The sequence below is a fragment of the Vibrio sp. D417a genome (assembly GCF_030248595.1).
In the GTDB taxonomy this organism is placed as follows: Bacteria; Pseudomonadota; Gammaproteobacteria; order Enterobacterales; family Vibrionaceae; genus Vibrio; species Vibrio alginolyticus.
Window position 1 is genome coordinate 1 of the sequence record NZ_JAHGAM010000033.1, and the last position, 20,664, is coordinate 20,664.

General features: G+C 47.2%; 20 protein-coding genes. 9 read left to right on the forward strand and 11 right to left on the reverse strand.

Features of this window, described 5'->3' with window-relative positions; translation table 11 throughout:
• From KI742_RS21220 to KI742_RS21235, 3 genes are all read left to right on the forward strand, one after another.
• Window positions 1-618, forward strand: a 618-nt coding sequence (locus tag KI742_RS21220) for a hypothetical protein (RefSeq protein ID WP_285445307.1), incomplete at its 5' end; no start/stop codon positions are given.
• 108 nt (window positions 619-726) lie between these two features.
• Window positions 727-1,068, forward strand: coding sequence for a hypothetical protein (locus KI742_RS21225; protein WP_130546315.1), 342 nt, complete (start codon window positions 727-729; stop codon window positions 1,066-1,068).
• A gap of 139 nt (window positions 1,069-1,207) precedes the next feature.
• On the forward strand, window positions 1,208-1,963 hold the full coding sequence (locus tag KI742_RS21235) for a PhzF family phenazine biosynthesis protein (protein ID WP_285385195.1): 756 nt from the start codon (window positions 1,208-1,210) through the stop codon (window positions 1,961-1,963).
• A 69-nt stretch (window positions 1,964-2,032) separates the two neighbouring features.
• Here the strand turns inward: KI742_RS21235 and KI742_RS21240 are convergent, their stop codons facing one another.
• Genes KI742_RS21240 through KI742_RS21250 form a run of 3 tightly spaced genes read right to left on the reverse strand, consistent with a single transcriptional unit; the run spans window position 2,033 to window position 4,582 of the window.
• Window positions 2,033-2,161, reverse strand: a complete 129-nt coding sequence (locus KI742_RS21240) for a DUF2474 domain-containing protein (RefSeq protein WP_005373267.1) — start codon at window positions 2,159-2,161, stop codon at window positions 2,033-2,035.
• 20 nt (window positions 2,162-2,181) lie between these two features.
• Window positions 2,182-3,189, reverse strand: a complete 1,008-nt coding sequence (cydB, locus tag KI742_RS21245; protein WP_258483393.1) for a cytochrome d ubiquinol oxidase subunit II — start codon at window positions 3,187-3,189, stop codon at window positions 2,182-2,184.
• Window positions 3,190-3,217: 28 nt separating this feature from the next.
• Window positions 3,218-4,582 carry a cytochrome ubiquinol oxidase subunit I gene (locus KI742_RS21250; RefSeq protein WP_285385194.1) on the reverse strand — a complete coding sequence of 455 codons (1,365 nt, stop codon included), beginning with the start codon at window positions 4,580-4,582 and terminating at the stop codon, window positions 3,218-3,220.
• Window positions 4,583-4,718: 136 nt separating this feature from the next.
• Here KI742_RS21250 and KI742_RS21255 point away from each other — a divergent pair, with 136 nt between their 5' ends.
• The gene (locus tag KI742_RS21255) at window positions 4,719-6,152 is read left to right on the forward strand and encodes a PLP-dependent aminotransferase family protein (protein ID WP_285385198.1); all 1,434 of its coding nucleotides are present in this window, start codon (window positions 4,719-4,721) and stop codon (window positions 6,150-6,152) included.
• 9 nt (window positions 6,153-6,161) lie between these two features.
• Here KI742_RS21255 and KI742_RS21260 read toward each other — a convergent pair whose 3' ends face one another.
• Window positions 6,162-6,710: a sugar O-acetyltransferase gene (locus KI742_RS21260; RefSeq protein ID WP_285385193.1), complete on the reverse strand. Its 549-nt coding sequence runs from the start codon at window positions 6,708-6,710 to the stop codon at window positions 6,162-6,164.
• A 334-nt stretch (window positions 6,711-7,044) separates the two neighbouring features.
• Here KI742_RS21260 and KI742_RS21265 point away from each other — a divergent pair, with 334 nt between their 5' ends.
• The gene (locus KI742_RS21265; protein ID WP_005373258.1) at window positions 7,045-7,911 is read left to right on the forward strand and encodes a mechanosensitive ion channel family protein; all 867 of its coding nucleotides are present in this window, start codon (window positions 7,045-7,047) and stop codon (window positions 7,909-7,911) included.
• 98 nt (window positions 7,912-8,009) lie between these two features.
• On the opposite strand, the gene KI742_RS21270 is transcribed toward KI742_RS21265, so the two are convergent.
• The 7 genes from KI742_RS21270 to KI742_RS21300 form a co-directional block, all read right to left on the reverse strand.
• Window positions 8,010-8,330, reverse strand: a complete 321-nt coding sequence (locus KI742_RS21270; RefSeq protein WP_053349206.1) for a DUF1840 domain-containing protein — start codon at window positions 8,328-8,330, stop codon at window positions 8,010-8,012.
• 173 nt (window positions 8,331-8,503) lie between these two features.
• Window positions 8,504-9,406: a hydroxymethylglutaryl-CoA lyase gene (locus KI742_RS21275; protein ID WP_285385192.1), complete on the reverse strand. Its 903-nt coding sequence runs from the start codon at window positions 9,404-9,406 to the stop codon at window positions 8,504-8,506.
• Entirely contained in the window at window positions 9,387-11,435 is a 2,049-nt protein-coding gene (locus KI742_RS21280) for an acetyl/propionyl/methylcrotonyl-CoA carboxylase subunit alpha (RefSeq protein ID WP_285385190.1), read from the reverse strand. Before KI742_RS21280 ends, KI742_RS21275 begins: the two co-directional genes overlap by 20 nt.
• Window positions 11,428-12,210, reverse strand: a complete 783-nt coding sequence (locus KI742_RS21285; RefSeq protein WP_285385189.1) for an enoyl-CoA hydratase-related protein — start codon at window positions 12,208-12,210, stop codon at window positions 11,428-11,430. Before KI742_RS21285 ends, KI742_RS21280 begins: the two co-directional genes overlap by 8 nt.
• 104 nt (window positions 12,211-12,314) lie before the next feature.
• Window positions 12,315-13,922, reverse strand: a complete 1,608-nt coding sequence (locus KI742_RS21290) for a carboxyl transferase domain-containing protein (RefSeq protein ID WP_285385188.1) — start codon at window positions 13,920-13,922, stop codon at window positions 12,315-12,317.
• Window positions 13,923-14,036: 114 nt separating this feature from the next.
• A complete protein-coding gene (locus KI742_RS21295) occupies window positions 14,037-15,206 on the reverse strand; it encodes an isovaleryl-CoA dehydrogenase (RefSeq protein ID WP_130546303.1) in 1,170 nt (389 codons plus the stop codon).
• A gap of 45 nt (window positions 15,207-15,251) precedes the next feature.
• Window positions 15,252-15,638, reverse strand: a complete 387-nt coding sequence (locus KI742_RS21300) for a MerR family DNA-binding transcriptional regulator (protein WP_005373242.1) — start codon at window positions 15,636-15,638, stop codon at window positions 15,252-15,254.
• A 209-nt stretch (window positions 15,639-15,847) separates the two neighbouring features.
• Between KI742_RS21300 and KI742_RS21305 the strand changes: the two genes are divergently transcribed.
• From KI742_RS21305 to KI742_RS21320, 4 genes are all read left to right on the forward strand, one after another.
• Window positions 15,848-17,026 (forward strand): thiolase family protein, encoded by a 1,179-nt coding sequence (locus KI742_RS21305; RefSeq protein WP_046264876.1) that lies wholly within the window; start codon window positions 15,848-15,850, stop codon window positions 17,024-17,026.
• Window positions 17,027-17,096: 70 nt separating this feature from the next.
• Window positions 17,097-18,590, forward strand: a complete 1,494-nt coding sequence (locus tag KI742_RS21310) for a CoA-acylating methylmalonate-semialdehyde dehydrogenase (protein WP_053304725.1) — start codon at window positions 17,097-17,099, stop codon at window positions 18,588-18,590.
• A 93-nt stretch (window positions 18,591-18,683) separates the two neighbouring features.
• Window positions 18,684-19,838: an acyl-CoA dehydrogenase family protein gene (locus KI742_RS21315; RefSeq protein WP_005373226.1), complete on the forward strand. Its 1,155-nt coding sequence runs from the start codon at window positions 18,684-18,686 to the stop codon at window positions 19,836-19,838.
• 49 nt (window positions 19,839-19,887) lie between these two features.
• Window positions 19,888-20,664: an enoyl-CoA hydratase gene (locus KI742_RS21320; RefSeq protein WP_053809174.1), complete on the forward strand. Its 777-nt coding sequence runs from the start codon at window positions 19,888-19,890 to the stop codon at window positions 20,662-20,664.

Sequence of the window (20,664 nt, forward strand, 5' to 3'; positions counted from 1 at the left end):
GAAGCAGAAGCAGAAGCAGAGGGAAAAGTAGTGTTAGCGAGAGGTCCTTCAACTTTAAACTCAGGCACAGGTTTTTGTCTTGAACAAACGGGGAGCTCTGGTAAAGAATTTGATGAAATCGAGAACGCTTCATCGATTACATTGGATGCCGCAAATTATTTTAAACCTGAATACGTTGATAGGCTCACTCAACTTGCTAAAGACATCCTTATCGAACGCCCTGGTACTACACTGCATGCACTTACCCTCGAAATAGCCAACCTACATGGCTTAACACGTACAAGCAAAAAGCAACTCGAGTATATGAGAAAAATACTTGATACTTTCGCTGGTATCAAAGAGAGCGATGGGTACTCTCCAACACTCTGGGTTTCGCCGAGTAATATGGTCGATTTGATTGAGTGGCGGGGTGTAGAGGCATTCGGTTATGAACGAAAGTGGAATGAGCTGTCGTATGAGGAGGCTTTGGGGCTTGCTAAGTTTGCGATTCAGAAGAACCCAGAAGCGCCAATAGATGTTATTTGTGATGAGTTAAATATTAAGAGACGTCATGAGACATCCTTGAACCAATTTGCTATTTGGCTAAAAACCGTTAATGAATTTGACGATCAGAAATAGCTAATACATATGCTTGTCAGGCCTGATTCCTCAAAGCTTAGGAACTGACAAGCTTTTCTCGAATCTTTTATATACGCAGTTAGATTAAATCATTAACAAGGATGTGTAATGAGAAATAGAAAATGGATATTTGCGGCTATTTTGCTTATTGGAGGACCTTCATTATTGCCCTTTAGTTTGGAAGTAATCTCAATAATTGAGCTGTTTGGTCTTTTGGGTTTGTGGACAATTTATTCATCTTACGCTGAATATTTGGTGAATCACCCTTGGTTTAAAAGAGGTCTGCGTTTAGCAACCAGTTGGGACTTTCAGCCTCAAATGCTGTTCTCTCTGAGAGAGCTTAGGGCATGTCCACAGTTAGTTTTCCACATGCTTCCTGTTCAAAGTGTGATGATCTGGGCTTTGAACATTATGTTTTGGGCGAGTGTGGCTTGGTGCTACAGAATTTAAGCGAACAAATTGTTCAAGAGGGGTTCGCAACGCATGGCATTTTTACTGTGCGTTGGTTTTAGTGATTAAGGCGGTATGCAGTGGTATCAGTATTGAGTCGCTCACCCGTCAACAAGACGCCAAACAGTAAGGATGATGGATGATTAAAGCGCAAATATTTGATGTATTTTGTGATGAGTTAGCTCAAGGTAATCCATGTGGCGTTGTCGAACTAAATCACTGGCTGAGTGATTCTGAATTACTTCAAATCACTCATCAGGTCGCTCAACCTGTCACATCATTTATGGTTCAGTCTGGCAGTGACTACCACATTCGCTGGTTTAGCCTAGAAGGAGAGATCAACCTATGTGGACACGGAAGTTTGGGCGCAGGCGCTGCAATCATTTCCAACTATCATCAGAATGAGGTCATTCTAAAAAGCCAGTATGGCCATATTACCGTTACTGGACTGGATGGAATGTACAGGATCGTGATGCCAAGTTGGCAAGCCAAGCCTCATGCCATCCCCTTGGGTATTTCAGGCTTTTCCAATGACCCCTTAGATGCTTTTACAACGCGTGATTTGGTTGTTGTTCTCGAATCCGAAGATGATGTTGTTCGCTATCAACCTAACTTTGATGAGCTGATTAAAATGGATGAGTTTCATGCGGTCATCGTGACGGCTCAAAGCTCTGATAGTGGCTATGTGCTGCGTTACTTTGCACCTAAAATCGGTATTTCAGAAGATCTTGCCACAGGCTCGGCTCAGTGCTCATTAGCGCCTTATTGGTTTGAAAAGCTGGGCAAAGAAAAATTGACGGCTCGTCAGCTATCTCGTGCTGGTGGTTATTTTGAAGTGGCTCGTGGTTCAGAATCTACGATCGTATTGTCTGCACACGTGAAAAGTCGGACTTGAATGCAAACGCCTCTAGCTCTTACACAAGATCTAGAGGCATCCATTTTTTATTGACTTAAAAATGCCGCGCTAAGATTTTAACCCTGCAGCGGTCATCATGACGCGAAATAACATAGACACTAACCCTAATGCAGCGACGCTAACGACCCAAATTCCAACCATCCAAGCCCATTGTCGGCACCAATTTTTGATTTTCATACTCACTCCTTATCAACTCGTTAATGGTACGCTTCGTCTTCTTTCACTTTTCCAGAGAAGACGTAATAACTCCAAAAGGTGTAAGCCAGAATGATCGGGATGATGATCACTGCTCCAACGAGCATAAAGCGCTGACTGCTTGCAGGAGCCGCTGCTTCCCATATTGATATGCTAGGAGGAATGATATTTGGCCAGATACTGATGCCAAGCCCAGCGAACCCGAGAATCACGATCACCAATGCCATCACGAAAGGGCTGCGCTCTTTACGCTTTTTAACGGAGTCGGCAATCTTCAAACATACCAGCCCAGTAATGGCAGGTACGGGCAGTAAGTAGAACAAATTAGGCAGAGAAAACCATCTTTCCGCAATGGCAGGGTAAGCAAGTGGAGTCCAAGTGCTCACAATGACTAATGCGGAGATCATCGCCAGTAGTGTTTTGTTAGTGAAGCGGTACATCGTGTTTTGCAGTTCACCTTCCGTCTTCATGATGAGCCATGTGCTACCAAGCAGCGCGTACGTTGCGACTAAACCCAAACCACAAAAGATGGGAAAAGGGCTGAGCCAGTCGAGTTGGCTACCTACGAAGACGCGGTTTTCCACCGCAAAGCCTTGAATTACCGCACCAACAACTGTGCCTTGGAAAAACGTGGTTAAAATCGAGCCGACCATAAAAGAGCGATCCCAGAACTTTAAGTGGTTTTCCAATGCTTTAAAGCGAAACTCAAACGCTACGCCACGAAAGATCAAAGCAATCAACATCAACGTCAAAGGGATGGTTAGCGCTTCAATTATTACCGCGTAAGCCATCGGAAAAGCGCCAAATAGAGATGCGCCTCCAAGCACAATCCAAGTTTCGTTGCCGTCCCAAACTGGCGCGACACTGTTGACCATGACGTCTTTTTGTTTTTCATCCTTGATGAAGGGCATCAGTATTCCAATACCCAAATCGAAGCCATCCATGATGATGTACATCAAAGTGGCAAAAACAATGATCGCGAACCAAATCACGGATAAATCAAAATGCATATTTTCTACCTTCACTTTGTGACAAATTCTAAATGCGACCTGAAACGGTCGTCATGTCGTGCTCATCGTGTTCGATTGCATCGGGGCCTTTCTTGATTTGGTGGATCATGTAGTAATAACCAAAACCAAATACCAAGCTGTATACAACAAGGAAACACAGCAGGCTGATGCTCATTTGTAGGTCTCCGTGTGCAGAAACCGCATCACGCGTTTTTTGTACGCCATACACGACCCAAGGTTGCCGACCAACCTCTGTCGTAAACCAGCCAGCGAGTATTGCGATAAGACCAGATGGCCCCATAAACAATGAAAACTTGAGGAACCAACGCGAAGTATAAAGCGTGTTCTTTTTTCGTAACCATATGCTGTAGAAGCTTTGAAAAATCATCAGAAGTCCTAGCCCGACCATGATTCGAAATGACCAAAAGACGATAGGTGAGTTCGGTCGTTCCTCTTTCGGGAAGTCTTTCAGCGCCGGGATTGGCTCAGTTAAACTGTGGCGTAGGATCAAACTTCCTAAAACAGGAATTTCTAAGGCATAGTCTGTGCGTTCTTGTTCCATGTTTGGCATGCCGAACAATATCAATGGGGTTGGTTTGCCATCGCTGTTATCCCAATGTCCTTCGATGGCAGCGATTTTGGCGGGCTGGTGTTCCTGAGTGTTTAGCCCGTGCACATCGCCAATCACGGCTTGGAGTGGCGCAAGGAACACTAAGATCCCGAGCGACATCGAAAACATGGTTTTTACCGCAGTCGATTGATTGCCTCTCAATAAATGCCAAGCGGCTGACGCGCCTACAAAGAGTGCTGAACTGACGAAAGCCGCGACGCTCATGTGCGCCAAACGATAAGGAAATGAAGGATTGAAAACGATAGCAAACCAGTCGGTTGGCACCACACGTCCGTCGACAATTTCATAGCCTTGTGGCGTTTGCATCCAACTGTTGGAGGCGAGAATCCAGAACGTCGAAATGATCGTTCCTAACGCCACCATCGAGGTTGCAAAAAAGTGCAGCTTTTCGCCGACGCGACGCCACCCAAACAGCATTACGCCAAGAAATCCGGCTTCGAGAAAGAAAGCCGTTAACACTTCATAAGTCAGTAATGGGCCTGTGATAGAACCAGCGAAGTCGGAGAAACCACTCCAGTTGGTGCCGAATTGATAGGCCATGACAAGACCAGATACAACACCCATTCCAAAGTTAACCGCAAAAATTTTCGACCAGAAGTGATAGAGCTTTTGGTAATCGGGATTACGTGTTTTTAGCCATAAGCCTTCCAGCACGGCGAGATAGGTGGCCAAACCTATGGTGATAGCGGGGAAAATAATATGAAAGGATACCGTAAAGGCGAACTGTATCCGTGCAAGCATAAATGCGTCGAGGCCAAACATTAAACTTCCTTTGATCTTTTAAGTTTTATGAGAGAGCTATTTTAAAAGGAGCGGAATGAGGGAAGTAGGTACAGACAGTGACTATAAACCTATAACAGATTAAATATTGAAGTGTTATTATTTTGAATTCGGCTTTATGGAAGGGGATTTGCGTTTGGCGAAGTATCAAGAGTTAGTGGAACAGCTTAAAAGGCAGATAAAATCGGGGATATGGCATCCGGGTGACAAGCTGCCTTCGCTGCGTCGCCAATCTGAACACTCGGGTTTGAGCTTGATGACGGTGTTGCACGCGTATCAAATTCTGGAATCTCAAGGCTGGGTCACGTCACAGCCGCGATCTGGTTATCGAGTCGCGCCCAATATTAAGAGCTCAAATGAACCCCAAGCGCCAGCCGCGGTTTCGTGGACTGAGCAGGTAGACATCAATGAGTTTATCTTTGATGTTCTGCAGGCGAGTAAAAATCCATCCATGATCAATTTTGGCTTTGCCTATCCAGACCCAAGTTTGTACTCACGATATCACGTGAATCGGGCGATGAGCGCAGCCGCTCGCAATATGCCGATTTCCACCACCTTTGATAACTTACCGCCGGGAAACGAGCAATTACGCACCATCATCGCGAAGCGTTATGCTGCGAAAGGCATTGAAATTTCACCCGATGAAATTGTCATTACGGCAGGCGCGCTGGAGGCGTTAACGCTCAGTTTGCAAGCCTGCACAAGACCGGGAGATTGGGTGGTTGTGGAGTCGCCTGCATTTTATGGTGCATTGCAATCCTTAGAGCGGTTAGGTTTGAAAGCGCTCTCAGTAAGAACAGACCCAGTCACGGGCATTGACCTAGACTCATTGGAACGAGCGCTGCAAACACACGATGTGAAAGCGTGCTGGCTGATGTCGAACTTCCAGAATCCTCTGGGTTTTACGCTTTCTAACGAGAAAAAACAAAAGCTGATTGAACTGACACAGCGATATAACGTGCCAGTGATTGAAGATGACGTGTACAGCGAACTGCATGCAGGGAATGACTCGGTTTATCCACTAAGAATGTTTGATGACACGGGCAATACCATGTTGTGCTCCTCGTTTTCAAAATCATTAATCGCAGGGCTACGTATTGGTTGGGTTGCGGCGGGAAAGCGGGCGCTAGAGGTACAAAAGTTACAGTTAATGAGTACATTAGCGACGAGTGCACCAGTGCAAATGACATTGGTACACTATTTAACAAGCCGCAATTATGAATCTCATTTGAAGCAGTTACGGAAAAAGCTGTTTGAACGTAAAAGTAAGATGACGGTTCTGCTTAGTGAGCTGTTACCTGAAGCAGTCAAAGTGTTAAGCCAAAGCGGTGGGTACTTTATTTGGTTAGAGCTTCCCAAGCATATTGATGCCTTGCAGATATATCGAGAAGCGCTAAAAGGTAATATCAGCATCGCACCGGGAAAGATGTTCAGCCTGACAGAACAATACGATCACTGTATTCGTCTTAACGCTTCTTTTGAGCTCAATGACAAATATGTTCATGCTCTCAATCTGCTCGCTAATATTATTCGCGAGCATTTGGCGAAATAGCGACTTTCTTCAGTTTTTTGGTTTAATGGAGCGCGCCGGATTTCCAACAACTCGATCGCCCGGCGCAACGTCTTTGGTTACGACAGAGCCAGCGCCGACGACGGCCTCATCGCCAATGGTCACGCCCGGCAGTATGATAGCGCCCCCACCAATCCAAACGTTATTGCCGATTTTTACCGGTTTGGCGATCTCATCTCCGGCGAAGCGTCTTTGTGTATCGAGTGAATGAGCGGCTGTGTAAATTTGCACTCTAGGCCCAATCATGACGTTCGCGCCAACCTCAACCTGCCCATTGTCCAGAATAATGGCATCCCAGTTGATGTAGGTGTTTTCTCCGATGGACAAGTGACAACCGTAGGTAAGTTGAAGCGGTGGCTCTATACAGGCGCTGTTTTCTAATTGGACGCCCATTTCTGCCAATAGTTGTCTACGTATATCTGGGTTTGGCTCGTGGTTAAATTGGAAGACAAGCTGCGCGGTTTTGGCGCGCATTAGCTTTAGTTCTTCATCCAGACAATTATAGGTTTCTCCAGAGCGCATCCGAGTCAGTTCTGACATGACAATCATTCCATCAATGTTATTTGCAATAAGGTGCATAATAAATGAGAGTGATTCGAAGTGAAAATTTGATGCTTAAAAATCAGAAAGTTATCACTGATTTGCCTTGCGTCTCAAGTTGGTTGATTGGCTCGTTTAGTTCACAAAGACGTACTCCCTAAATGGCTTAATCGGTTGAAGCCAAAGTGGGAAACCACTCGAAGCGTTTTACGTAGATTACTATATAGTTAATAAGAAGAACTTAATTGAGCCGCTTGCGCTATCGATTGGGCTAAAAATATAAGACTTATGCGCTCTGGCTTGCTGGCAACGATGAATCAAGAGTGAGCACTTTATGTTCGAACGGGTCATTTCATTTTTAGAAACAACACTGTTTACCTTTAACGAACAACCTATCACGTTGTGGGCGATATTGATGGTGCCGACATGGGTCATTGTCGCTTTATGGTTATCCAAAATTTTGATCAAAACCGTTACGTCAAGAATGTCTTCATCGGGGAAAGACCCAAACGTGATTCATTTGGTTAAACGGATATTATTTGTCATCGCTCTCGCCATTATTTTTATGACCACACTTTCGATGATAAATGTGCCAATTACCGCGTTTGCCTTTCTGTCTGGTGCCATCGCTATCGGCTTCGGTTTTGGTGCGCAAAACATCATTAACAACTTCATAAGTGGCTGGATTTTGATTGGTGAAAAGCCAATCCGAATTGGGGACTTTTTAGAGGTTGAGGGCGCCAAAGGCACTGTCGAGCAAATAAATACACGCTCAACGAGAATCAGACGAACCGATGGTGTTCATATGCTCATACCCAACAGTCAGTTGATTGAGAACGTGGTGATCAACTGGACGTTATGCGACAGATTAGTTCGTGGCTCTGTCGTCGTCGGTGTCGCGTATGGGAGCGATGTCAAACAGGTTGCTGCCTTAATGGCGGAAGTGACTTCGCAGCAAGCGCAAGTTCTGAGTTCGCCAGCGCCAGATGTGTTTTTTCAAGACTTTGGTGACAATGCTTTGATCTTCGAATCTTATTTTTGGATTAACTCAACGGTTGAGGGCGGTATTCGCTCGGTCGCAAGTGCCATGCGTTTTGAAATCTACGAAGCTTTCGAAAAGCACGGCATTGAAATCGCGTTTCCACAACGAGATGTGCACATTGATGGGCAAATCAAGTTGTCTAGGGAGAGAAACGGATAGGGCGATAAGCGGTATTGGTGTTCTTATCTTGGTGTCGAGTAACCATAGCGAGGCGGTCACAACACGGATTCACCTCGCTAGAAACCAGTTTGAAGGCGTTATTGGTTGTCCCACATGACTTCGCATTCTTCTTTGATTGCTGATTTTAGCAACTCAATCAGAGGAAACGCTCTGCGTCCTAGGCTTACCGCGGGCTCTGCTTGTTCTTCCTCTTCGTCTACATCAGTAGGGAGGTTTTCTTCAGCTGCATTTTTCGCAGATAGAGCAGAAGTTAATTTTGATAGCGCGTCAGGAACATCTTGAGCGGAAATTGATCCCGGCACAGTGCCGCTGTGCCCCATCATTTTGAGCATATCTAATGCAATATCACCAAACATTGTGACGTTTGAGTGGCTTCGACAACGAAATGTTATGAGCATTTACCTGATCCTGTTTTATATGTTCGCTTTGAAACTAAATTGTAGCTGAAATCAGACACTAATTAATGTGATGAAGACCGTTGAGCGTTAAGGTTTTTATGAGTAACAACAAAAAACGGGCACGTACGTCTGCATGCCCGTTGAAATACATTACCTGATTGGTTGTTGATGATTTACAAGCTATACGGATCGCCCAGAGCTAATGCGACCCTAGAAGCAGGAGACTTTCCTAACGCACGGCAAATTTGCCAACCCGCTTCATTGATGACGCTAAGGTCAACGCCTGTTTCAATCCCAAGTTGCTCACACAGATAAAGTACATCTTCCGTTGCAACATTGCCACTAGCTCCTTTCGCGTAAGGGCAGCCGCCGAGCCCCGCTACTGCGCTATCAATGGTGTTGATGCCCATTAACAAGGCTTGATAGATATTGGCTAATGCTTGCCCATAAGTGTCATGAAAATGTACTGCGAGCGCGTCTTTTGGCAGTAGCGTTAACAACGAATCCAGCATGGCGATAACGCGATTAGGCGTTGCTTTACCGACAGTATCACCGAGCGAAATCTCATAACATCCCATATCAAACAACGTATTGGCGACCTTGGTAGTTTGCTCTGGCTTGATTACTCCCTCATATGGGCACACCATGGTACAAGACAAGTACCCGCGTACAGGAATGTTATGCTGGTTCGCCAATTCGATAACGGGCTCAAATCGAGCGAGACTTTCGGTAATGCTGCAGTTGATGTTCTTCTGGCTGAACGTTTCTGAAGCGGAGCCAAATACCGCAATTTGCTTTACACCGCTTTCCAGCGCACGTTCTAACCCTGCGAGATTTGGTGTGAGAGCGCTATAAACCACGTCAGGCTTTTTTGAGATACCAGCAAACACCTGATTGGAATCGGCCATTTGAGGCACCCACCTTGGAGAGACGAAAGATCCCGCCTCAATATGCTTTAAGCCACTGCTGCTTAGTTGGTTAATCAAACGGATTTTATCAACCAGCGTCACTGCCGTTTCATTTTGCAGACCATCACGAGCGCCGACTTCGACGATATTAACCTTCGCTGGTAGCATATTCGCGCTCCTTATCTTCACTGACGTTATCCGATATCAAAGACAAATTCAGCAGTATGGAACCGTGCTGTACTTGGTCCCCGTGCTGATAAAACAATTCGTCGACTGTTGCTGCGACCGGAGCTGTGATGGTGTATTCCATTTTCATTGCTTCGAGTACCAAAAGCGGATCGCCCGCCGCCACTTCGTCACCTTTAGCCACCATAACTGCTGAAATTATGCCGTTGAGTGGTGCGGTTGGACTTAGTTCATCATCTACATCTTTTGCAGAGTCAAAGTTAGGTTGATGAGCGAACGTGCGCTGCTGACCAAGATAAAATAGTGTTGTTCTTTGTTCATCGCTAAGTGCATTAAAGGTGTAACGCACATTATCAATATCGACGATAATCTGGTTGTCACTTTCAAGCAGGATGACCTGATGCAGCTCCTCACCACATCGGACAGTGAAGTGAGATCCTGTATCTTGCGATGATTGTTGCAAACGTACCTGATGGTTGGCATTGGCATCCGTGAAGTTAAATCGGTAAACGTTGTCAACTGACAGTCTAAAACCTCGTCTGGTTGGCGCGGGTAATGTTGAGCTGTCTGATTTTGAAATGAGATCATTCCGGTGAGCAACCGCCGCCAATGTAAGCCAGATTGAATCCGACACGTCTTGCTGCTCATTTATGCCTTGTTGATGTGTTACGAGGAAACCTGTATCGAGCTCAATCTCGGCAAAGGCTGGCTGCGAAATAATACTGTGCAGATAACCAATGTTTGTCGTTACGCCACGTACGTGATATTGAGTTAACGCCTGCTTAATCTGCTTTAGGGCGATATCACGAGTTTGCCCCCAGACGATCAGCTTGCTGATCATTGGATCGTAATATTCGCTGATGCTATCGCCTTGGGTAACACCGCTATCAACTCGTACGTACGCTAGGCGCACATTACTGTCTGATACGGGTTCTTTTAAGTAGTCAATGCGGCCAGTCGACGGCATAAAGTCATTGTCTGCATCTTCGGCGTAAATTCGCAGCTCGATTGAATGACCGTTGTGAGTGATTTCAGATTGTGAGATCGGTAAATGCTCGCCAGCCGCAACTTTGAATTGCCACTCCACCAAATCAACGCTGGTGATCAATTCAGTGACAGGGTGTTCAACTTGCAGACGGGTATTCATCTCCATGAAGTAGAATTGACCTCGGCTATCGAGTAAGAACTCCACCGTGCCAGCGCCAACATAGTCGATCGCTTGAGCGGCCTGAACCGCGGCTTCACCCATTTGTTTACGAAGTTCATCACTAAGACCGGGGGCTGGCGCTTCTTCGACTACTTTTTGGTGACGACGCTGAATGGAACAATCACGATCAGAAAGATAGACACAGTTGCCATGCTGGTCAGCGAATACCTGAACTTCCACGTGGCGAGGCTGCAATATGCATTTTTCGATTAGAAGCTGCTTATCGCCAAAACTTGAAAGTGCTTCACGCTGCGCACCATCGATAGCCAGCGGCATTTCGGCTGTGCTGTTGACCACTCGCATGCCTTTACCGCCGCCACCTTGTGTCGCTTTAAGCATCACTGGATAACCGATTTTTTCCGCTTCGGCTAATAAGTGCTCAACGCTGTTGTCTGTGCCGTGATAGCCCGGAACCAAAGGCACGTTCGCCTCTGACATAATGGCTTTGGCTTGTGACTTCGAGCCCATCGCCTCAATTGCGCTGGTGGAAGGGCCAATAAAGACGATGCCATTTTCGCTGCACGCTTTGGCTAGTTTCGGGTTCTCGGAAAGAAAACCATACCCAGGGTGGATAGCATCGGCTTGCCATTTTTTCGCAGCACCGATAATCGCATCGATATCAAGATACGACTCACTCGCCGGAGCAGGGCCGATAAATTCAGCGAAATCTGCTTGTTTAACATGTAAGCTGCTGCGATCCGCTTCGGAATAGACGGCAACTGTCTCGATGGCCATGCTTTTTGCGGTTTTAATGATTCGGCAGGCAATTTCACCGCGGTTTGCGATCAGTATTCTTTTAAACATGATTCCTCCAATTGGCGGCGCGCTTTTCAAAAAATGCAGCTAGTCCTTCTTGTCCTTCGCTGGACATGCGGGCGGTTGCAATAGCTTGGCTGGTGTATTCAATTAATGAGTGATCGATAGGTTGATTGTCACAACGTAAGCAGAGTGCTTTTGCTGCCTGCATGGCTTGTGGACCGTTGTTGAGCAGGTGATCAATGGTGCGATTGACGGCTTCACGTGGTTGAGCGTCTATCTGATGAAGAATACTCATCGATAGCGCAGTCTCGGCATCAATCAGTTCCGCGGTTAAAAAGTAGCGTCGGCTTTGTCGTTGTCCAATCGCTCGAATGACGTAGGGTCCGATGGTGGCGGGTAACAAACCGAGTTTCACTTCACTCAAACAGAAGCGGCTTTCAGGTGTACCGATAGCGATATCGCAGCAGCAGATAAGCCCAAGTGCGCCGCCAAATGCAGCGCCATGCACCATAGCAATGGTTGGTTTGCTAAAGGTATCCAGTTTGTGCAAGAGCAACGCTAACTGCTGTGCATCTTGCAGATTTTCCCCCTCGGTTTTGGTTGCCATTGACTGCATCCAGCCAAGATCCGCACCCGCAGAAAAGTGTTTACCTTGCGCCGTTAGTACCAATGCACGTAGAGAGTTGTCTCTCTCAAGTTTTTCCAAGATTTCGATAAGTGAAGCAATTAATTCATCATTAAACGCGTTGTGTTTCTCTGGTCGATTGAGGCTCAACCAAGCAACGCCATTGTTGTCTTTTTCAAGCAGTAGTCCGGTCATGTGACTTCCTTTGTCTGACATTTCAGTCTGTATTTCAATGCTCGCTAACCATTACTTGTTAAACATCGGTATTCGCGAGGAGTTAAGGTTTGCCTTGCATCCGACTACATACGGAAGATGCCAAATTTACTGTCTGGTATCGGCGCATTAAGCGCAGCAGACAGAGCAATGCCCACAACATCACGTGTTTTTGCAGGATCAATAATGCCATCGTCCCACAGGCGAGCACTGGCGTAATACGCATGGCTTTGAGTCTGGTACTGCTGCGCGATAGGACGCTTAAACGCTTCCTCTTCCTCTGCGCTCCAGCTTTCACCTTTGCGAGTTTTGATATCGCGGGTCACTTGCGCCATCACGCCAGCCGCTTGCTCTCCACCCATGACGGAGATGCGCGCGTTTGGCCACATCCACATCATGGTTGGATCATAAGCGCGGCCACACATGCCGTAGTTTCCTGCGCCATACGATCCACCAATCACTACGGTAAACTTCGGCACGTCTGCACACGCAACAGCAGTTACCATTTTCGCACCATGTTTGGCGATGCCTTCGGCTTCGTACTTCTGACCGACCATAAAGCCCGTTATGTTCTGCAAGAAAAGCAGAGGAATTTTGCGCTGTGCACATAGCTCAATAAAATGCGCCCCTTTCTGCGCCGACTCTGAAAATAGAATGCCGTTGTTAGCGACAATGCCAATCGGCATACCGTGAATATGGGCAAAGCCACAGACCAAGGTTTCGCCGAACAAGGCTTTAAATTCATCGAACTGGGAATCATCAACAATTCGGGCAATGACCTCTTTAACATCAAACGGCTTTTTGAGATCGGTTCCGACGATGCCGTACAGCTCTTGGGCAGGAAAACGCGGCTCCAGTGGCGTTTTTTGCTTGAGTTGGACGGGTTTCAAGTGGTTAATTTGAGAAACCGCTTGTCTTGCCAACTCTAACGCGTGGTGATCATTTTCTGCGTAATAGTCCGCCACGCCAGAGGTGCGACAGTGAACGTCTGCGCCACCAAGATCTTCCGCGCTGACTTCTTCACCTGTCGCTGCTTTTACAAGAGGTGGACCTGCCAAAAAAATCGTGCCTTGTTCTTTGACTATGATGGATACGTCGCACATGGCAGGAACATAAGCGCCGCCAGCGGTACATAGCCCCATGACCACCGCAATTTGTGGAATGCCTTTGGCCGACATACGGGCTTGGTTGTAGAAAATACGGCCAAAATGGTCTTTATCTGGGAATACCTCATCTTGGCGGGGTAGGTTAGCGCCGCCAGAATCGACTAAGTAAACACACGGCAGTTGGCATTTTTCTGCAATTTCCTGTGCTCTTAAGTGCTTTTTCACGGTAAGTGGGTAGTAACTGCCGCCTTTTACCGTCACGTCGTTCGCGACGATCATGCACTCAGTGCCGTCAATCACACCCACACCTGCAACCACTCCAGCACATGGAACGTAATCTGGATACACATCCCAGCCAGCAAACTGACCAATTTCTAGAAAGGACGAACCAGGGTCGAGTAGGGCAAGAATGCGCTCACGAACCGGAAGTTTGCCTTTCTTCTGCTGATGTTCTCTAGCTTTTTCACCGCCACCATCTTCTATTTGGGCAGTCACGGTATAAAGTTGATCTACAAGCGACACCATAGAGCGGTAGTTTTCCTGATACTGCTCTGAATGGGTATTAATTTTGGTCGTCAAACAAGCCATAAATAGCCGATCTCCATTCGGTAGACGGGTGACACCACCCGTCTTTATCTATGTTGAATAAGATTTAGGTTGAATAAGGAAGTTATTTAGAGTCAGAGCGCCTAGGTATGATGATTAGGCGCTTTCGTTAAACAATTCGCGACCAATAAGCATGCGGCGAATTTCTGAAGTGCCCGCACCAATTTCATATAGCTTGGCATCACGCAACAAACGACCAGTATCAAACTCGTTGATGTAACCATTACCGCCAAGTAACTGAATCGCATCCAACGCCATTTTGGTTGCCAGTTCCGCACTGTAGAGGATCGCGCCAGCAGAATCTTTACGGGTGGTTTCACCCCGATCACAAGCGGCAGCGACGGCGTAAACATACGCTTTAGCGGCATTCATTTGTGTGTACATATCCGCGATTTTTGCTTGAACTAGCTGGAATTCACCGATGGATTTACCGAACTGTTTTCGGTCGTGAATGTAAGGCACAACGATATCCATACACGCCTGCATGATGCCAAGTGGGCCACCCGCAAGCACCACGCGTTCGTAGTCGAGGCCGCTCATCAATACTTTCACGCCTTGGTTTTCTGCGCCGAGAATATTCTCCGCAGGGACTTCACAGTTTTGGAAGACCAGCTCACACGTATTCGAGCCGCGCATACCCAACTTGTCGAGTTTTTGTGCTTGAGTAAATCCAGGGAATCCGCGTTCCACAATAAATGCCGTGATGCCTTTGGAGTGCTGGCTTGGGTCGGTTTTTGCGTAGACAACATAGGTGTGTGCATCAGGGCCGTTGGTGATCCACATTTTGTTGCCATTTAATAGGAAAATATCGCCTTTACGTTCGGCTTTAAGCTGCATAGAGACCACATCAGAGCCGGCGCCGGGTTCACTCATAGCAAGGGCGCCGATATGTTCACCGGAGATGAGCTTAGGTAGGTATTTCTCTTTTTGCGCTTGTGTGCCGTTACGGTGGATTTGGTTGACGCAAAGGTTGGAGTGAGCGCCGTAACTTAACGCAACCGAAGCGGATGCTCGGCTGATTTCTTCCATAGCGATAACGTGGGCGAGATAGCCCATGCCTGCACCACCAAACTCTTCGCTGGTGGTCACACCTAAAAGACCCATGTCACCTAATTTGGACCAAAGATGGTTTGGAAAGTCGTTAGTTTGGTCGATAGATTGCGCTAGCGGCGCAATTTCTCTTGCAGCAAAACTATTGATTTGCTCGCGAAGCAAATCGGTATTTTCGTCATAAACAAAGTTCAGGGAAGAGTAGGTAGATTTCATTGCGTGTCCTTGCCTTTACGTCACCTACATCCCAGAGTTGAGGTGTTAGGTGACTTTTTCGCCTTTCATGGATCTCAGTGTGTTTTGGCATCGCAACTGCGCAGCATTTAACTCCATCATTACCGCTTGAATGTCGTTTGCTTGCTGTTGCAATGCTGCCTTCTTCTCTTCGATCAACCGAATCATATAGTTCAACTGCTCAGTACTTTGATCGGTATCGTAGAGTTCAAATAACTCCTTGATATCTGCAAGAGAAAAGCCCAATCGCTTACCTCGCAAAATCAGTTTTAGTCGAATTCGATCGCGACCATTGTAGATTCGAGTGTTGCCTTTACGTTCTGGAGTTAGGAGACCTAAATCTTCGTAGAAGCGAATGCTTCGAGTAGTAATGTCGAACTCTTTCGCGAGCTCGCTGATCTTAAATGTGTTCATTCCTTAACCTTACGACTTTCGTATAACATTCACATGAATATACAATTCGTTAACGTTAAAGTAAACAAACAACATCCACTCTTGAGCCTTGATATCACTCGCATTTACTCAAAATCAAAGAGTCACTCGAACAAATAATAACCTCAAACTTGACGTTAACGTAAATGTTAGTATAGTTATGACGTAAACGTCAACAAAAGGTTAATGGAATGAAAAATGAAACATGGATTGTTGCCGCTAAGCGAACGCCTATCGGCTCTTTTCAAGGTGCATTAGCTTCAACAGATGTCACGGAACTTGGTGCGAAAGCCATTCAAGGGGCGCTAGCCGAAAGCCAACTCGATGTGCACAAAATAGACGAAGTGTTGATGGGGTGCGTTTTACCCGCCGGTGTGGGGCAAGCGCCTGCAAGACAAGCAAGTCTTAAAGCTGAAATGCCACAATCGATTGGTTGTACGACACTGAACAAAGTTTGTGGATCGGGTATGAAAACCGTCATGCTGGCATATGACCTTATTCAATCTGGTAATGCGCATGCTGTCATCGCTGGTGGCATGGAAAACATGTCGTCTTCTCCTTATCTATTAAAGAAAGCGCGTGATGGTTTCCGTTTAGGTCACGAGCAAGTGCTTGATCACATGTTTTATGACGGGTTGCAGGATGCCTACCAAGGCGAGCTGATGGGTGTCTTTGCAGAACAGACGGCGCAAAAGTATCAGTTCAGCCGTGAAAGTATGGATGCCTGGGCGCAACAGTCGGTGACTCGTGCGCAGCAAGCAATCGAACAAGGTTTGTTCAAAGAAGAGATCGTGCCTGTTAACGTAAAAAGTCGACGCGGCGAAACCTTGGTTGTAGATGATGAGCAACCGAGCAAACTCGACGTCACTAAAATTCCTACCTTACGCCCTGCGTTTGCCAAAGATGGCGGCGTAACCGCAGCAAACTCTAGTTCCATTTCGGATGGTGCGTCGGCAATGATTTTAGTCGATAGTGAGTTTGGTCGTCAGGAAAACCTTCAGCCTCTAGCCAAAATTGTCGCGTACAGCACGCATGCAAGACAGCCTGATGAGTTCACCATCGCACCAGTCTTCGCGATTGAATCGCTGCTGGAAAAAACGGGCTGGGACAAATCAGACGTGGACCTTTGGGAAATCAATGAAGCTTTTGCTGTCGTGACTCAATACGCGGTGAAAGCTCTCGAACTGGACGAGAGCAAAGTGAACCCTCGCGGAGGGGCTTGTGCGCTGGGGCATCCAATAGGCGCAAGTGGCAATCGAATCCTTGTCACTTTGATTCATGCGCTAAAACAAACTGGTGGTAAGCGTGGCGTTGCATCGCTTTGTATTGGCGGCGGCGAAGCTACCGCTATCGCGATTGAAATCTGCTAAATCATTCTCAACAAAGTTTCACTTACATAACAGTAGTCAGTAACAAGCTGAAAAATACAAGGATGTCATCATGACAGAACAAGTAAAGCAGTATATCGGTGGTGAATTTGCCATCTCCGATTCAAAACAATGGCTAGATGTAACCAACCCGGCAACCAACGAAGTGATTGCACAAGTACCTTGTGCCACGGAATCGGAAATGAATGCGGCGATTGCCAGCGCAACAGAAACGTTCAAACGCTGGAAAGAAGTTGCAGCGCCGGAGCGTGCTAGATTGATGTTGCGCTACCAACATCTGTTAAAAGAGCAACACGATGAGTTGGCGATACTGCTTTCAAGTGAGACAGGCAAAACCCTCGCGGATGCAAAGGGTGACATTTGGCGCGGAATTGAAGTGGTAGAGCAAGCTGCAAACATTTGTAGCTCAATGATGGGCGAAACGGTTGAGAACGTCGCGACCAATATTGATGGTTACTCTTACATTCAACCGCTCGGCGTTTGTGCTGGCATTACACCGTTTAACTTCCCTGCGATGATCCCATTGTGGATGTTCCCGATGGCGATCGCTTGTGGCAACACCTTTGTTTTGAAGCCGTCAGAGCAAGTGCCACTAACGGCAATGAAACTGGCGGAGCTGTTTGAACAAGCTGGCGCACCAAAAGGCGTATTGCAAGTTGTTCACGGGACCAAAGAGCAAGTCGACCGCATTCTGACTGATCCAGTTGTTCGTGCGATCTCTTTTGTTGGCTCTGTGCCCGTTGGTGAGTACATCTACAAAACAGGTACAGACAACCTGAAACGCGTGCAGTCATTTGCAGGTGCTAAGAACCACATGGTCATCATGCCGGATGCAAACAAACAGCAAGTCATCAATAACCTAGTTGGCGCGTCAGTTGGTGCTGCAGGCCAACGCTGTATGGCGATTTCGGTTGCCGTGTTTGTCGGCGAAACCAAAGAATGGATTCCAGAGCTTAAAGAGGCGTTAGCTCAGGTTCAGCCTGGCGCGTGGGATGATGAAACCGCTGGTTATGGTCCGCTGATTAGCCCTCAAGCGAAGCAGCGAGTGGTGAATCTGATTAATGAAGGCAAAGCGTCAGGCGCGAATTGTGTTCTGGACGGGACAGACTGCCAAGTGCCTGGCTTTCCGAACGGTAACTGGGTGGGGCCAACACTGTTTACCAACGTGACCACAGACATGTCGATTTATCAGGAAGAAATTTTCGGGCCTGTGCTGTTAACTATGGAAGTGGATGACCTAGATGAAGCGATTGAACTGATCAATGCAAACCGCTTTGGTAATGGTACGTCTATTTTTACGGCGAACGGCGCTGCCGCGAGAAAGTATCAACACAATATCGAAGTAGGTAACGTAGGCATCAACGTGCCGATTCCGGTGCCATTGCCATTTTTCTCATTTACTGGGTGGAAAGGCAGCTTCTACGGCGACCTGCATGCTTACGGTAAACAAGCGGTTCGCTTCTACACCGAGACGAAAACTGTCACCGCGCGTTGGTTTGAAGATGACATTCCAAGCGGTCCAAACATGACCATTCAACTTAGCTAATTACTGGATTAGCGACACCTCTAGCCAAGCGCCACCGTTTAAGTGGGCTTGGCTCGGATACAAATGCAACGAATTAGACCTTAGGACTTCAAGATGGATTTTGAATTAAACGAAGATCAACTCGCGTTTGCCGAAGTAGCAAAGCAGTTTGCAGACCAAATGTTAGCGCCTCATGCGGCCGAGTGGGATGAAAACCATCACTTCCCTAAAGATGTACTGCGTCAAGCAGGTGAACTTGGTTTTCTGAGCATCTATACGCCGCCAGAGCACGGTGGCTTGGGGTTATCTCGTTTGGATGCGGCGATCATTTTCGAGCAGTTGGCTATGGGTTGTACCGCGACTACTGCGTTTATGACCATTCACAACATGGCGACGTGGATGATCACCAGCTTTGCCAAAGCCGAAGTGGCGCAGCAGTTTAGCGCGGATCTAATTTCGGGTGAAAAGCTCGCTTCCTACTGTTTAACCGAACCTAATGCCGGCTCTGACGCCGCTTCTCTAACGACTAGCGCAGTGCGTGATGGCGATGAGTTTGTCCTCAATGGCGCAAAAGTGTTTATCTCTGGCGCGGGTGATACAGATGTATTGGTCGTGATGGCGCGTTCGTGTGGTGAAGGAGCGGGTGGCGTTTCTGCATTCGTTGTTCCTGCTGATTGCGAAGGCATTAGCTACGGTAAAAAAGAAGCCAAAATGGGTTGGAACTGCCAGCCAACTCGCATGATTACCTTCGAAAATGTTCGTATTCCGGCTGACTATCTGTTGGGTGAAGAGGGAGAAGGCTTTAAGTTCGCCATGCTTGGTCTGGATGGCGGCCGAATCAATATCGCCACTTGTTCCGTCGGTACTGCGCAACAAGCACTGAACGAAGCCAAGCAATATATGAACGAACGCAAACAGTTCGGCCGTTCACTGGCGCAATTTCAAGCGTTGCAGTTCAAGCTTGCTGATATGGCGACTGAGCTGGTCGCTGCGCGTCAAATGGTACGACTCGCTGCCGCTAAACTCGATGCCCAGCACGCAGAAAAAAGTGCGTACTGTGCCATGGCAAAACGCTTTGCTACTGATGTGGGCTTTAAAGTCTGCGATCAGGCGCTGCAAATTCACGGTGGCTATGGCTACATAAAAGAATATCCAGTCGAGCGCCATTTCCGAGACGTTCGTGTTCACCAAATTCTTGAAGGTACCAACGAAATCATGCGTCTGATCGTCGCAAGACGATTACTAACGGAAGGCGTTGAGCTGCTTTAGTCAGCGAGACACAGCCTTACCTAAAGAAATTAAAAAGGACTGAAAGATTATGACGGCACAAATCAAATTAGAGCGCGAAGCGCATATTGCCAAGCTCACGATTAGTAATCCGCCAGCGAACACTTGGACACTTGAGTCTTTGAATCAGCTAAAAGAGTTGGCGATTGAACTTAGCAATGATCGCTCTATTTATGCGTTGGTTTTAACAGGCGAAGGCGAGAAGTTCTTCTCTGCTGGAGCAGATCTTAATAACTTTGCATCCGGCGATAAATCACAAGCAGCAGACATGGCGTTCGCATTTGGTGAAGCGTTTGAAGCGCTTTCTGCATTCGATGGGGTTTCTATCGCAGCGATTAATGGCTATGCGATGGGCGGCGGTCTGGAAGTGGCGATGGCGTGTGACATTCGTATCGCAGAAGAACAAGTACAAATGGCACTTCCTGAAGCATCGGTAGGTTTGTTGCCGTGTGCGGGTGGGACACAAAACCTGACCGCGTTGGTAGGTGAAGGCTGGGCGAAGCGTATGATTCTATGTGGCGAACGAGTGACGGCCGAGCGAGCGGAAAAAATTGGTTTAGTCGAAGAGGTGGTGGCGAAAGGTCAAGCACTCGAAGCGGCTATGGAGCTAGCACAGCGTGTTGCGGGCCAATCACCGAAATCCATTTCTGCGTGCAAAACGCTCATTCAAGGTCGACGCAGCCAAACTCACGCGGCTGGATTGGTTTTAGAGCGTGAACTGTTTTTACAGCTGTTCAATACACAAGATCAGACTGAGGGTGTGAATGCGTTTTTGCAAAAGCGCAAGCCACAATGGACAAACAGCTAG

What these genes read in the sequence shown, in the direction of transcription:
- KI742_RS21225 (WP_130546315.1), top strand. Translation starts at nt 727, where the DNA reads ATGAGAAATAGAAAATGGATATTTGCGGCTATTTTGCTTATTGGAGGA.
- KI742_RS21235 (WP_285385195.1), top strand. Translation starts at nt 1,208, where the DNA reads ATGATTAAAGCGCAAATATTTGATGTATTTTGTGATGAGTTAGCTCAA.
- KI742_RS21240 (WP_005373267.1), bottom strand. Translation starts at nt 2,161, where the DNA reads ATGAAAATCAAAAATTGGTGCCGACAATGGGCTTGGATGGTTGGAATT.
- cydB (WP_258483393.1), bottom strand. Translation starts at nt 3,189, where the DNA reads ATGCATTTTGATTTATCCGTGATTTGGTTCGCGATCATTGTTTTTGCC.
- KI742_RS21250 (WP_285385194.1), bottom strand. Translation starts at nt 4,582, where the DNA reads ATGTTTGGCCTCGACGCATTTATGCTTGCACGGATACAGTTCGCCTTT.
- KI742_RS21255 (WP_285385198.1), top strand. Translation starts at nt 4,719, where the DNA reads ATGGAAGGGGATTTGCGTTTGGCGAAGTATCAAGAGTTAGTGGAACAG.
- KI742_RS21260 (WP_285385193.1), bottom strand. Translation starts at nt 6,710, where the DNA reads ATGTCAGAACTGACTCGGATGCGCTCTGGAGAAACCTATAATTGTCTG.
- KI742_RS21265 (WP_005373258.1), top strand. Translation starts at nt 7,045, where the DNA reads ATGTTCGAACGGGTCATTTCATTTTTAGAAACAACACTGTTTACCTTT.
- KI742_RS21270 (WP_053349206.1), bottom strand. Translation starts at nt 8,330, where the DNA reads ATGCTCATAACATTTCGTTGTCGAAGCCACTCAAACGTCACAATGTTT.
- KI742_RS21275 (WP_285385192.1), bottom strand. Translation starts at nt 9,406, where the DNA reads ATGCTACCAGCGAAGGTTAATATCGTCGAAGTCGGCGCTCGTGATGGT.
- KI742_RS21280 (WP_285385190.1), bottom strand. Translation starts at nt 11,435, where the DNA reads ATGTTTAAAAGAATACTGATCGCAAACCGCGGTGAAATTGCCTGCCGA.
- KI742_RS21285 (WP_285385189.1), bottom strand. Translation starts at nt 12,210, where the DNA reads ATGACCGGACTACTGCTTGAAAAAGACAACAATGGCGTTGCTTGGTTG.
- KI742_RS21290 (WP_285385188.1), bottom strand. Translation starts at nt 13,922, where the DNA reads ATGGCTTGTTTGACGACCAAAATTAATACCCATTCAGAGCAGTATCAG.
- KI742_RS21295 (WP_130546303.1), bottom strand. Translation starts at nt 15,206, where the DNA reads ATGAAATCTACCTACTCTTCCCTGAACTTTGTTTATGACGAAAATACC.
- KI742_RS21300 (WP_005373242.1), bottom strand. Translation starts at nt 15,638, where the DNA reads ATGAACACATTTAAGATCAGCGAGCTCGCGAAAGAGTTCGACATTACT.
- KI742_RS21305 (WP_046264876.1), top strand. Translation starts at nt 15,848, where the DNA reads ATGAAAAATGAAACATGGATTGTTGCCGCTAAGCGAACGCCTATCGGC.
- KI742_RS21310 (WP_053304725.1), top strand. Translation starts at nt 17,097, where the DNA reads ATGACAGAACAAGTAAAGCAGTATATCGGTGGTGAATTTGCCATCTCC.
- KI742_RS21315 (WP_005373226.1), top strand. Translation starts at nt 18,684, where the DNA reads ATGGATTTTGAATTAAACGAAGATCAACTCGCGTTTGCCGAAGTAGCA.
- KI742_RS21320 (WP_053809174.1), top strand. Translation starts at nt 19,888, where the DNA reads ATGACGGCACAAATCAAATTAGAGCGCGAAGCGCATATTGCCAAGCTC.